The organism is Kribbella alba, from assembly GCF_039529635.1.
Lineage (GTDB): Bacteria > Actinomycetota > Actinomycetes > Propionibacteriales > Kribbellaceae > Kribbella > Kribbella alba.
The window spans coordinates 121,890-134,314 of the sequence record NZ_BAAANE010000015.1 but is presented as its reverse complement, the minus strand read 5'-3'; the positions used below and the strand labels follow the sequence as shown (position 1 = coordinate 134,314).

Sequence of the window (12,425 nt, the reverse complement as noted above, 5' to 3'; positions counted from 1 at the left end):
GTCCCCCTACCATCCTCTCGGTCCGGAAGTCCGTCAATCACCGAACTACGTCGTTGTGGAGTCCATGTCCGCCAGCGGATGGACGGTGTACCGGGCGAAGTTGAAGACCGGTGCCCGGCCGAGCAGTCGCTCGAACTCCTCGTGCGAATCGACCTCGTAGATCCACGCGCCGCCGTGCGATCCGACCACGTGGTAGCGGGCCAGCACCTTGCCCTCCCGCTGCAGACGCTCCCCGTACTCCGGCATGGCGCCGACCGCCCGCGCCATCTCCGGGGAGAGCAGGCTCAGCTCCATCTGCCAGATCACCAGGAACTTCATGCGCGCAGGTGCAGACGGCGGGCGGCCTCGGCGATGGAGCCGGAGACCGACGGGTAGACGGTGAAGGACTGGGCCATCTGGTCGACGGTCAGCCGGGCCCCGACCGCCAGGGCGATCGGGTGGATCAGTTCACTGGCCCGGGGTGCCACCACGACACCGCCGACGATGATCCCGGTGTTCGGCAGGCAGAACAGCTTCACGAAACCGTCCCGGACGCCCTGCATCTTGGCCCGGGCGTTGTCCGCCAGCGGCACCTTGACCGCCGTCGCCGTACTGCTGCCGGCATCGACCACGGCCTGGGTCAGGCCGACCGTGGCGATCTCGGGCGCCGTGAAGACGTTCGACGAGACGGTCGACAGGTTCAGCGGCGCCACCGCGTCACCGAGCGCGTGGGACATCGCGATCCGGCCCTGCATGGCGGCCACCGAGGCGAGCATCAGCACGCCGGTGCAGTCGCCGGCCGCGTACACCCCGCGGGCCGTGGTCCGGGAGACCCGGTCGACCTTGACGAAGCCGCCGTCGTCCAGCGACACGCCCGACTCGACGAGTCCCAGGTCCTCGGTGTTCGGGAGCGACCCGACCGCGAGCAGCGCGTGCGACCCCTCGATCTTCCGGCCGTCGGTCAGCGTCACCACCACTCCGTCGCCCTGTCGCTTGACCGACTCCGCGCGGGACTTGCCGAGCAGCGTCATGCCGCGTCGCTTGAACACGTCCTCCAGTACGGCGGCCGCGTCCTGGTCCTCGCCCGGAAGCACCCGGTCCCGCGAGGACACCAGCACCACGTCGCTGCCCAGCGCGTCGTACGCGCTGGCGAACTCGGCTCCGGTGACACCGGATCCCACCACGATCAGCCGCTCGGGCAGTTCCTCGAGCTCGTAGAGCTGCTCCCAGGTGAGGATCCGGTCGCCGTCCGGCTCGGAGCCCTTGAGGATGCGAGGCCTTGCGCCAGTGGCGATCAGCACCACGTCGGCCTCGAGCCGCTGGTCGTCGACGACCACGGTCTCCGGACCGTCCAGCCGACCGCGGCCGTGGATCACCCGGACCTTGTCGTCGGCCAGCCGGCGGCTGATGCCCTCGGACTGGGCCGCCGCCAGCGCCTTGACCCGTTTGTTGACGACTGAGAGATCGACACGCACGGAATTCGCCGGATCAGAATTGTCAGAGGCCCCGTCACCTGTGACTCTGACGCCCAGCTCACCGGCCTCCTCCACCTCGGTCATCACCTCGGCGGTGGCGATCAACGTCTTGCTCGGAACGCAGTCCGTGAGCACGCAGGAACCGCCGATCCCGTCGGAATCGACGACTGTCACCTCCGCCCCGAGCTGGGCGGCCGCACTCGCCGCTTCGTACCCGCCAGGACCGCCACCGATGATCACAACTCGCGCCACGAGACGCCATTGTTCCGTATCCTGTGACGTCGTGACCCTGTACGCCGCGTTTGCGTCGAATCTGGACCCGAACTTGATGGCCGAGCGGTGCCCGTACTCCCCCCTGCGCGGGACCGGGTGGATCGTGGGCTGGCGCCTCACCTTCGGAGGCGAGGAACTGGGCTGGGAGGGCTCGATGGCGACCGTCGTCGAGGACCCGGCCGACCCGACCAACCAGGTCTTCGTAGCCCTGTACGACGTGCACCCCAAGGACGTCGAGCGCCTGGACGAGTGGGAATGGATCGACCAGGGGGTCTATCGCAAGATCCAGGTCCGGGTGGCCACCCTGGACGGCGAACAGCTCGCCTGGATGTACGTGCTGAACGCCTACGAGGGCGGTCTGCCCTCCGCACGCTACCTCGGCATCCTGGCCGAGGCCGCGGAGAAGGCCGGCGCCCCGGACGACTACGTCGCCGACCTCCGCGCCCGTCCTTGTCAGTCCTCAGGCCACTAGCCTGGCCGACGGTATCGTGCGGGCGTGACCGTCAACGATGATGTTCGTGCCGCCGCCGAAGCCTGGCTGAGCGAGGACCCAGACCCCGACACGCGAGCCGAGCTCCAGCAACTGCTGGCCAGTGACACGCCGGAGGCCGCCACCGAGCTGGCCGACCGCTTCGCCGGCAAGCTCGAGTTCGGTACCGCGGGTCTGCGCGGGGCGGTCGGCGCCGGACCGAACCGGATGAACCGGGTGGTGGTGATCCGCGCCGCCGCCGGGTTGTGCGCCTATCTGAAGGCGAACGGTCTCACCGACGGCGCGGTCCTGATCGGGTACGACGCGCGGCACAAGTCCGACGTGTTCGCCCAGGACACGGCCGCGGTGGTCCGCGGCGCCGGGCTGGACGCAGTACTGCTGGACCGGCCCACGCCGACACCGGTGGTGGCCTTCGGGATCCGGCACCTGAAGGCGGTCGCGGGTGTCGTCGTCACGGCCTCGCACAATCCCCCGCAGGACAACGGGTACAAGGTCTACCTCGGCGACGGCTCGCAGATCGTGCCGCCGGCGGACATCGAGATCGCCGCGGCGATCGACGCGGTTGGCCCGCTCGCGTCCGTGCCCCGCGCCGACGACTGGCAGACCACCGGGGACGACCTGCTGGGGGCCTACCTCGACCGGATCGCCACGCTCGTCCCTGCGGACGCACCTCGATCGCTGAACGCCGCGTACACACCGTTGCACGGGGTCGGCCGGGCCTTGGTGGAGGAAGCCGTGCAGCGGGCCGGCTTCGCAGTACCGGCGGTGGTGGCCTCGCAGGCGGACCCGGATCCGGACTTCCCGACCGTGTCGTTTCCGAACCCGGAGGAGCCTGGCGCGATCGACGCGGCGCTGGAGCTGGCCCGGTCCGAAGGTGCCGACCTCGCGGTGGCGAACGACCCGGACGCCGATCGGTGCGCCGTCGCAGTACCGGATCCGGCCGCGGAGGGTGGCTGGCGGATGTTGCGCGGGGACGAGCTGGGCGGATTGCTCGGGGAGTTCCTGCTCTCGTCGCGGCCTGACGGGGTCGCCGCCTGCTCCATCGTGTCGTCGTCGCTGCTGAGCAAGATCGCCGCCGCGTACGGCGTGCGGTACGTCGACACGCTCACCGGGTTCAAGTGGATCGGGCGGGTGCCGGACCTGGTCTTCGGCTACGAGGAGGCGCTCGGGTACTGCGTCGATCCGGCGGCGGTGAAGGACAAGGACGGCGTGTCGACGCTGGTCCGGGTCCTGCAACTCGCGGCGCGGGCGAAGGCCGACGGACGCACGCTGCTCGAGCTGCTGGACGATCTGGCCAAGAAGTACGGGCTGCACGCGACGGACCAGCTCTCCGCGCGGGTTGAGGATCTGAGCCTGATCGCCGCGGCGATGGACCGGCTGCGGGCGACGCCGCCGACCTCGCTGGGTGGGCATGAGGTCGAGCAGGTCGACGACTTGAGCGAAGGCAGTGAGCAACTGCCGCCAACCGACGGACTGCGGTACCACTTGTCGGCGGGCGCCCGGGTGGTCGTGCGACCGTCAGGGACCGAACCGAAGCTGAAGTGCTACCTCGAGGTGGTGATCCCGGTAGCCGGCGGGGACGTCGCCGCAGCTCGGGCGCAGGCGGCTGCGGAACTTGCCGCGATCAAGAAGGATCTGGCTGTCGCGGCCGGCATCTGAGCAGAGCGTTGTCGACGCAAGGGCCCCTGGGCGACCAGGGGCCCTTGCTCAGGTCTGTGTCAGCGCGCGCCGGCAGCTTCCGCCTCGCGCTCCTCCGCGCGCAGCGAACTCTGCAGCGAGGAGTGCAGGATGCGCAGCGTGCTGGTCGACTGCATCAGCGCCTCGCGCTCGTCCGGGTTCCGGTTCGCCAGCGAGGTGATCTCGTTGATGCTCGCCTCGATCCGGCCGATCCGGTCCGCGACCGTGCCCTCGCCGCTGCTGGCCCGGCGGACCGCCTCGGACGTGACCGTCCAGACGTCCTCCCGGTCGTTGGTGCGACGGGACAGCTCGACCATCTGACCGAGCGCGGCCAGATCCTTGTCCACCTGGGCCCGCTCCGCCGGCTGCTGCAGCCCTGCGGTGGCCTTGCGCAGCCGGGTGACATGCCCGGACAGCTCGGACCAGCTGCAGTTACCGCTCTTGATCTTGTCCAGCACCCGGGTGTACTCGGTGTTGAACTCGTCGTAGTTCACGATCCCTTGACTCCTGCCGTTCGTCGTTCGACACAAGACTGTAAGGCGTGCGGACCCGAAACACGGTAACCACACGATCGCAGATCGTGCTCGTGTCGGCAAAACCCGAAGGCGCCCGGAATGCAGAACGCATTCCGGGCGCCTTCGTTACACGGTCGGCCGAGGTTGCCGTGCAGTGTTATCGAACTGCATCAGGAGATGCGGGTCGCGGCCGCCGCCCAGGTCTGGCAGCTGCCCGCGTGGGTTCCGTGGCCGTCGCCGTTGAAGCCGGCCAGCGACCAGAAGTTGTGGTTCGTCCAGGAGCCGTGGTCGCGCGGCTGACCTGCCATGTCGCCGGAGTGCGAGACGACGTACTTCCACTGGGTCAGCAGCCCGCCCGACATCGGGTAGGCGACCTTGTTCGCCCCGATGTAGGCCGAGCCGAGGCAGGAGGCCTGCAGCTCACGGCGACGACTCTCGGCCAGCGCCGCGTCCCCGGTCATGTGCTGCTGGCGCCACCACGACGCGGTCAGGATGCTGGTCATCGACTGCACGTGGTGCCCGTACTCGTGCGCGATCGTGTTGGTCGCGTACGCGACGGCGAACGTCGGGTCCTGGCCGTAGTAGGTGACGATCTGCCGCCACGGGATGTAGATCGTGCCGCTGCCGGTGCTGCAGTAGAACGAGGTCGGGCCGGTCACCTTGCCGCACGACGTGTTGATGGTGGTGTAGCCGTGCACGACCAGGGTCGGCTTGACGTTGTAGCGACCACCGGCCCGCCAGACGATCGGGTTCCAGGCGGCGTACAAGCAGCGCGCCAGCTCGGTCTCGAAGTACCGGACCCTGGCCTCGGTGTTGAGCGCCACGTTCGGTCGCTTGCACCCCGAAGCAGGCACGTACGGCGTGTTGTAGAGCTTTGCGTAGCGGACCGCGTTGTAGGAGCTCGACGCGTTCCAGCCGGAGGTCGCTTCGATGCTCCGCCGGCCGGAGTCCGCCGGCTTCGCGGCCGCGCCCGGGACGGGGATCGGCAAACCATCCGTCGCACCGGCCGGGGTGGCCTGCGCGCTGGGCAAGGCGAGGGCCGCACAGCCGGCCAGGGCGATCACGCCGACCAGACCACGCAGCTTCATGCTGGAGAGGTTGTACATGCGCTCCACTCTCGAGGATTCGGGGGACTTACCTGCACATCCTTGTGCACCGGAAGGTTCATCCGGGCACGAGCCCTGGGTCGGACGCCACTGGTCGGCGTGACGTTCCCCTCAGGTCGCCAATTTCCGGCCGAGGAACTGCAACTGGTCAGGGAGCATGCGCCGCCAGTAGCCGCCGGTGTGCGCACCGGCCTGCAGACCGCCGTCGGCCCGGACCTCCTCACGCAGGTCCCTCGTCGCCGGGGCGAACGGGTCGTCCCGGCCACAATCGATGCGCAGGGCAACGTCTTTCAGCGCGGCCGCGCGACCGAAGACCTGATGCGCCTGGAAGTCCGCAGGCCCGTCATACGCACCCGCCGCCGTCTGCGAAGCCTGATGCCAGAGCGCCGGGCTCATCGCGCCCGCGGCAGCCACCTGCGGCGCCCCGACATCAGCCGCCAGCAGCAGCGCGCCGTACCCACCCATCGACCAGCCCAGTACGCCGTACCGCTCCGTGCGCAGGCCGCGTTTCGCCAACAGGGGAAGCAGTTCCGCGGTGAGCATGCGCTGCGGGTCGTCGCCGGATGCGCGTCGGTGCCAGTAGTTGTCCTGTCCCCCGTCGACCGCGGCGAGCACGAACGGCGGAGTACCGGCTTGAACCGCGGCGCTGAGGAAGCGGTCGGCGCCGAGGTCGTTGATCGCGGACTTGTGGTCGCCACCTCGCCCGTGCAAGACCAGCACCACCGGCAGTCGCGCATCCGCCGTCTGCCCGTGCGGGTAGATCACCGTCCACCCGACCGTCGCACGACGTGCGACCGACTCGAAACTCCCGGACTCCACCGGCCCGCTCGCAGCATCCGGCACGATACCGTCCTCACCCGTCAACCCGATTACGCCGTGCAGCCGTGTGCGCCCGGGGACCACCCCAGTCTCGACGAGCCCGGCACCGCCGGCCAGCGCAACGCCCGCCGCGGCTGCGGTGATCAGAAGGCTGCGGCGGGAAGGCCGCGGCATCAGCGCAGGAACTCCGCGATCAGCGCGACGACGACGAGCGCACCGATGACCCACAGTTCGGGCCGCGCCCAGGTCGTGACGAGCCCGCCCTCCGACTTCGGGCCGTGCAACTCCACGTGGCTCTCGATCCGGTCCACCACGAAGTCCGCCCGGGAGATCGAACTGTCCGGACTGAGCTTCCGCCCGCCGACCCGCTGCTTGCGCAGGTCCCGCATCACCAACTGAACGCCCGGGGCGCGCAGCGTCCCTTGCTCGGTGTGCACCCGCAGGATGTCCGTCACATCGACGTCGTTGATCCGGTTCCAGGGCACCCGGTGGTCGCGCAGATGGTTACGGATCAGCAGCCCCTCGGGGCGCAGCGTGACGGACGGCCGCACCAGGCCGGTGTAGGCGAGCATCATCAGCAGCCCGATCAGGGCCCCGACGAACAAGCCGCCCGCGGTGCGCCACTCCAGCACGATGTCGACCAGCCCGATCAGGCCGATCACCATCACCACGACCCCGGTGATCCGGTTCGACGTGGACAGGTACTGCTCGCTCTCACTGGTCTTCGACTTCACCCGGACAAACTAACCGGAGCCTGGTTCCCGGCAAAGAATCCAGCCGTCACGATCCGGCCGTCCATGGGCCCCGTCCACACCCGGCCCCGGCATCACCGCACTCCCGCCCCAGGCCCGCGGCGCCCGAGGCAGTGCCACCTAAGCCCGACCTGCCGCGCCCTCACCCGCCCCCTTCCCCAACCTGCGCGCGGGTCAACGCCCGCTGGGGCTTTGGCGGAGTTACCCACTCAGCTTGTGGGTTGACTCCTCGGACTATCGGTGGACAACCCACAATCTCAGTGGGTAACCCCTCACCCGCCCCTCTTCCAAGCTGCGCGCGGTCAACGCCCGCTGGGTTTGGCGGGGGTTACCCACTCAAGTTGTGGGTTGACCCCTCGGATTATCGGTGGGTAACCCACAAGCTCAGTGGGTAACCCCTGCCCAGACGCCGCCGCGCCCCGCCGCCCCGCGGCCGCCGCGCCGCCCCGCCGCGACCCCTGGGCCGTGAACCGGCTGGGTGTAGGCCGCTCGGGAGGAGACGTGGGGGCTATCTTCGGTGGCATGGCAGATGACTTGGCGAGTCGCCTGATCAGCCTTCCTGGTGGGCGGCAGCTTGAGGTCTGGGAGGGCGGCAACCCGGACGGTGTGCCGGTCGTGTTTCAGCACGGAACTCCCTCAGGGCGGCTGCAGGCGGTGCTCGGCGCGGACGCGGCCCTTCGGCAGGACGTACGGCTCGTCTCGTTCAACCGGCCCGGCTATGGGCGTTCGACCGACAGCCCACCTGGCCTGGCGTCCGTCGGCCTCGACACGCTCCAGCTGACCGAAGCCCTAGGGATCGACGAATTCGCCGTACTGGGCGCGTCGGGTGGCGGCCCGTATGCGCTCGCGACCGGACTTGCCGACACGCGAAGGGTTCGGGCAGTCGGGATCGCAGCCGGCGTCGGTCCGTGGCGGCTGATAGAACCGCCGGACAGTGCTGACCCCGACCTCCCGCTGCTCGCGCTCGCCGACGCCGGCGACGTGTCCGGGGCGTTGAAGGGCTTCCGACTTCAGGGTCGTGTCGCCTTCGACAGAATGCTCACGCTGCCCGACGAGGCCATGATCGAGGAGTTCTTCCAGGGTGCACCCCAGTCGGACGTCGGATGGCTCACTGCGGATGCGGTACAACGCTGGGCTGCGGACCTACGCGACGCCCTGCAGACCTACGACGGGTATGCCCGCGACAACGTCTCGTGGGGCGGTCAGTGGGACATCGACCCGGCACAGCTTCGCGTTCCCACCTGGCTCTGGTACGGAGAGCAAGATCGCATGGTCCCGGCTTCACACGGCCGCTGGCTAGCCGAACGGCTTCCCGACTCGACGCTCGTCATCCGTCCCGGCATGGGCCATGGCAGCACCATCTTCTCGTATTGGGACGACATGCTCGCCACCTTGCGGGAGCAGGTGCCGCGTCGGGGTCTCGGCTAGCGACGGTGGACCCACTCGGCTCTGTCCGCCGCGTTTTCGTTGGGTTGCGGCCGAGGAACAGCGACGAAGGAGCAGGGTCGGAATCGCAGTAGACTGCCGAGGGTGACCACTACCGACACTGGCGTCGACAGTCTCGCTGACGTGACCTCGTCCGAGGACCGGCTGCGCCGCTTCCTGCTGGGCCTGCCGGGCGTCGACCAGGTCGGCGCCGAAGCGCGGGCCGCCACTTTGAGTACCCGGTCGATCAAGACCACCGCGAAGGCCTACGCTCTGGACCTTGCGATCCAGATGATCGACCTGACCACGTTGGAGGGACAGGACACCCCGGGCAAGGTGCGGGCGCTGTGCGCGAAGGCGAAACGGCCCGACCCGGCGGATCCGACCGCGCCGCAGGTGGCCGCGGTTTGCGTCTACCCCGACCTCGTGGCGACAGCGAAGTACGAGCTGCGAGGGACCGGTATCAATGTGGCGAGTGTCGCAACCGCCTTCCCCAGTGGGCGTTCCAGCCTTGCGATCAAGGTGCAGGACACCACGGAGGCAGTGGCGGCCGGGGCCGATGAGGTCGACATGGTGATCGACCGGGGAGCATTCCTGTCCGGGCGGTACGGGCTGGTCTTCGACGAGATCGCCGCGATCCGCGAGGCCGCGGGTGATGCGCATCTCAAAGTGATCCTGGAAACCGGCGAGCTGGTCACGTATGACAACGTGCGGCGCGCGTCCTGGCTGGCGATGCTCGCCGGCGCGGACTTCATCAAGACCTCAACCGGCAAGGTGTCCCCTGCCGCGACGCTTCCCGTGACCCTGGTGATGCTGGAAGCCGTCCGCGATTACCACGAGACCACCGGCCTGCACATCGGCGTCAAGGCCGCGGGCGGGATCCGCACCGCGAAGGACGCGATCAAGTACCTGGTCACCGTCAACGAGACGGCCGGACCGGACTGGCTGGACCCGGAGCTGTTCCGAATCGGCGCATCCAGTCTGCTGAACGACCTGCTGATGCAACGCACCAAGCTGGCCACCGGGAACTACCCGGGCCCCGACTATTTCACGCTGGACTGAGGGATGAGCAGATTCGAGTACGCACCCGCCCCGGAGTCCCGGGCGATCGTCGACATCAAGTCGTCGTACGGGTTGTTCATCAACGGCGCCTTCACCGAGGCGACGGACGGCAAGCCGTTCAAGACCATCAGCCCGGCGTCCGAGGAGGTGCTGGCCGAGGTCAGCGAGGCCGGACCGGCTGACGTCGACAGAGCTGTCCGGGCCGCCCGCAAAGCGTTCGACAAGGTCTGGGGGCCGATGGCTGGCCGGGACCGCGCGAAGTACCTGTTCCGCATCGCGCGGCTGATCCAGGAACGCGCGCGAGAGCTCGCGGTGCTGGAGTCGCTCGACAACGGCAAGCCGATCCGCGAGTCCCGCGACGTCGACATCCCCTTGGTCGCGGCGCACTTCTTCTACTACGCGGGCTGGGCCGACAAGCTCGAGTACGCCGGCGCCGGCGAGAACCCGCAGCCGCTGGGTGTCGCCGGTCAGGTGATCCCGTGGAACTTCCCGCTGCTGATGCTCGCGTGGAAGATCGCCCCGGCCCTCGCGGCGGGCAACACCGTCGTACTGAAGCCGGCCGAGACCACACCGCTGACTGCGCTGATGTTCGCGGAGATCTGCCAGCAGGCGGATCTGCCGCCGGGCGTGGTCAACATCGTCACTGGCGCCGGCCGAACCGGACAGGCCCTGGTCGAGCACCCCGATGTCGACAAGGTCGCGTTCACCGGGTCCACCGCGGTCGGCCGTGCGATCGCCAAGTCGGTCGCCGGGACGAACAAGAAGGTCACCCTCGAGCTCGGCGGCAAGGCGGCGAACATCGTCTTCGAGGACGCGCCGATCGACCAGACCATCGAGGGCATCGTCAACGGCATCTTCTTCAACCAGGGCCACGTCTGCTGCGCCGGCTCGCGGTTGCTGGTCCAGGAAAGTGTGTACGACGAGGTGCTGGCCCGGCTGAAGCGCCGGATGGGCTCCCTGCGAGTCGGTGACCCGCTGGACAAGAACACCGACATCGGCGCGATCAACTCGCCCGCGCAGCTGGCCAAGATCCGCGAGCTGTCGCAGGTCGGCGAGGACGAGGGCGCCGAGCGCTGGTCCCCCGAGTGCGAGCTGCCGCCGCAGGGCTACTGGTTCCCGCCGACCGTTTTCACCGGCGTCTCCCAGGCGCACCGGATCGCCCGCGAGGAGATCTTCGGCCCGGTGCTGTCCGTGCTCACCTTCCGTACCCCGGCCGAGGCCGTGGAGAAGGCGAACAACACGCCGTTCGGGCTGTCCGCCGGCGTCTGGACCGACAAGGGTTCCCGGATCCTGTGGATGGCGAACCAACTGCGCGCCGGCGTGGTGTGGGCCAACACGTTCAACCGCTTCGACCCGACCTCGCCGTTCGGCGGCTACAAGGAGTCGGGCTACGGTCGCGAGGGCGGCCGCCATGGTCTGGAGGCCTACCTTGCCCACTAAGGACTCGTCTCGTCTCGACGTGCGCAAGACCTACAAGCTGTACGTCGGCGGCGCCTTCCCCCGCAGCGAGTCGGGCCGCTCGTACGTCGTGAACGATGCCAAGGGCAAGTTCCTCGCGAACGCCTCGCAGGCCTCCCGCAAGGACGCCCGGGACGCGGTCGTCGCGGCCCGGAAAGCGTTCGGCGGCTGGTCCGGCAAGACCGCGTACAACCGTGGTCAGGTGCTCTACCGGATCGCCGAGGTGATGGAGGGGCGGCACGAGCAGTTCAGCTCGGAGGTCGCCGCGTCCGAGGGACTGTCGATCAGCAAGGCCCGGGCACTGGTGGACCAGTCGATCGACCGCTGGGTCTGGTACGCCGGCTGGGCGGACAAGCTGGCCCAGGTGGTCGGCTCGAGCAACCCGGTGGCCGGCCCGTACTTCGACTTCTCCTTGCCTGAGGCAACGGGTGTGGTAGCGCTGCTGGCTCCGCAGGACTCCAGCCTGCTCGGCCTCACCAGCGTGATCGCGCCGGCCATCGTGTCCGGCAACACGGCCGTGGTGGTCTCTTCGTTCGAGCGGCCGCTGCCCGCGGTGACACTCGGCGAGGTGATGGCGACCTCCGACGTGCCCGGTGGCGTGGTCAACATCCTGACCGGTTCCGCGTCCGAGATCGGCCCCTGGCTGGCCGGCCACCTGGACGTGAACGCGATCGACCTGGCCGGGATCTCGGATCCCGACGAGGCGCGCGAGCTGGAGGTCGCAGCCGCGGAGAACCTGAAGCGGGTGCGCCGCCCGGCCGCGGAGGACTGGACGGAATCACCCGGGCTGTCGCGACTCACGCAGTACCTCGAGCTGAAAACCGTTTGGCACCCGATCGGCATCTGACAGGCTTGGCGGCAGCTCGAGCCCGCGGTGTTCCGGGCGGACCCGAAGCCCTTCTTCGGCTACAGCGACAACACCAACCTGCTGAACTTTCTTTATTTCTTGGGACTTCCGGCCTTTCATGGCGTCAGCGTGATGGTGCAGTTCGGTCGGGGCGGCGCGATGCATCCCGACAGCGAGCGATCGCTACGGGCCGCACTGTTCACCTCCGGCGAGTTCCAGCTGACGTCGTCGGCGTGGAGCGATCGGGAGCGGGACTGGGCTGAACCGAAGTTCCTGGAGACCGAGCCGGACGGACGGTGGATGCTGCGCAACCTCGGCGAACGCGGCCTGCTCGAACGCTTCTCGGCCGTCTTGTGGGCACGGCCGAAAGCGTGGTCGCTCGACAACCAGCTCTCGTCGGCCGACAGCGCGCTCGCGGAGTACAACCCCAAGGCTCTTCTCGTGACGGGGCCGGACTTCGGGCACACGGATCCGCAGGTCGTCCTCCCCTACGGCGGTAACGTCGACATCGACCCCGCAAGCCGCCGGATCACCGTCACCTACTGAC

13 protein-coding genes and 1 pseudogene are annotated in these 12,425 nt (G+C 68.9%); 8 read left to right on the top strand and 6 right to left on the bottom strand.

Going from position 1 to position 12,425, the window contains the following annotated elements; all coding sequences use genetic code 11:
• Positions 1-45: 45 nt before the first annotated feature.
• Both ABD210_RS31315 and ABD210_RS31310 read right to left on the bottom strand, forming a co-directional pair.
• On the bottom strand, positions 46-318 hold the full coding sequence (locus ABD210_RS31315) for a muconolactone Delta-isomerase family protein (RefSeq protein WP_344116535.1): 273 nt from the start codon (positions 316-318) through the stop codon (positions 46-48).
• Positions 315-1,706, bottom strand: coding sequence for an NAD(P)H-quinone dehydrogenase (locus tag ABD210_RS31310; RefSeq protein WP_344116533.1), 1,392 nt, complete (start codon positions 1,704-1,706; stop codon positions 315-317). The genes ABD210_RS31315 and ABD210_RS31310 overlap by 4 nt, the downstream gene beginning before the upstream one ends.
• A 31-nt stretch (positions 1,707-1,737) precedes the next feature.
• On the opposite strand from ABD210_RS31310, the gene ABD210_RS31305 reads away from it, so the two are divergent.
• Both ABD210_RS31305 and ABD210_RS31300 read left to right on the top strand, forming a co-directional pair.
• On the top strand, positions 1,738-2,199 hold the full coding sequence (locus tag ABD210_RS31305) for a gamma-glutamylcyclotransferase family protein (RefSeq protein WP_344116531.1): 462 nt from the start codon (positions 1,738-1,740) through the stop codon (positions 2,197-2,199).
• A gap of 24 nt (positions 2,200-2,223) precedes the next feature.
• Positions 2,224-3,876 (top strand): phospho-sugar mutase, encoded by a 1,653-nt coding sequence (locus tag ABD210_RS31300; protein ID WP_344116530.1) that lies wholly within the window; start codon positions 2,224-2,226, stop codon positions 3,874-3,876.
• 59 nt (positions 3,877-3,935) lie between these two features.
• Here ABD210_RS31300 and ABD210_RS31295 read toward each other — a convergent pair whose 3' ends face one another.
• From ABD210_RS31295 to ABD210_RS31280, 4 genes are all read right to left on the bottom strand, one after another.
• Positions 3,936-4,388 (bottom strand): hypothetical protein, encoded by a 453-nt coding sequence (locus ABD210_RS31295; protein WP_344116528.1) that lies wholly within the window; start codon positions 4,386-4,388, stop codon positions 3,936-3,938.
• Positions 4,389-4,579: 191 nt separating this feature from the next.
• Positions 4,580-5,497: a neutral zinc metallopeptidase gene (locus ABD210_RS31290; RefSeq protein WP_344116526.1), complete on the bottom strand. Its 918-nt coding sequence runs from the start codon at positions 5,495-5,497 to the stop codon at positions 4,580-4,582.
• 129 nt (positions 5,498-5,626) lie between these two features.
• Positions 5,627-6,508, bottom strand: a complete 882-nt coding sequence (locus ABD210_RS31285; RefSeq protein WP_344116525.1) for an alpha/beta hydrolase — start codon at positions 6,506-6,508, stop codon at positions 5,627-5,629.
• The gene (locus tag ABD210_RS31280) at positions 6,508-7,068 is read right to left on the bottom strand and encodes a PH domain-containing protein (RefSeq protein WP_344116524.1); all 561 of its coding nucleotides are present in this window, start codon (positions 7,066-7,068) and stop codon (positions 6,508-6,510) included. The genes ABD210_RS31285 and ABD210_RS31280 overlap by 1 nt, the downstream gene beginning before the upstream one ends.
• 540 nt (positions 7,069-7,608) lie before the next feature.
• Here ABD210_RS31280 and ABD210_RS31275 point away from each other — a divergent pair.
• From ABD210_RS31275 to ABD210_RS31250, 6 genes and pseudogenes are all read left to right on the top strand, one after another.
• Positions 7,609-8,514, top strand: a complete 906-nt coding sequence (locus tag ABD210_RS31275) for an alpha/beta fold hydrolase (protein WP_344116523.1) — start codon at positions 7,609-7,611, stop codon at positions 8,512-8,514.
• A 102-nt stretch (positions 8,515-8,616) separates the two neighbouring features.
• Positions 8,617-9,573, top strand: coding sequence for a deoxyribose-phosphate aldolase (gene deoC / locus ABD210_RS31270; protein WP_344116521.1), 957 nt, complete (start codon positions 8,617-8,619; stop codon positions 9,571-9,573).
• A gap of 3 nt (positions 9,574-9,576) precedes the next feature.
• Positions 9,577-11,013, top strand: coding sequence for an aldehyde dehydrogenase family protein (locus ABD210_RS31265; RefSeq protein ID WP_344116519.1), 1,437 nt, complete (start codon positions 9,577-9,579; stop codon positions 11,011-11,013).
• The gene (locus ABD210_RS31260) at positions 11,003-11,878 is read left to right on the top strand and encodes an aldehyde dehydrogenase family protein (protein ID WP_344116518.1); all 876 of its coding nucleotides are present in this window, start codon (positions 11,003-11,005) and stop codon (positions 11,876-11,878) included. Before ABD210_RS31265 ends, ABD210_RS31260 begins: the two co-directional genes overlap by 11 nt.
• A 24-nt stretch (positions 11,879-11,902) precedes the next feature.
• Positions 11,903-11,989, top strand: a pseudogene (locus ABD210_RS31255) (LD-carboxypeptidase); the annotation flags it as partial.
• A gap of 21 nt (positions 11,990-12,010) precedes the next feature.
• A complete protein-coding gene (locus ABD210_RS31250; protein WP_344116620.1) occupies positions 12,011-12,424 on the top strand; it encodes a hypothetical protein in 414 nt (137 codons plus the stop codon).
• The last annotated feature ends 1 nt before the right edge of the window (position 12,425 follow it).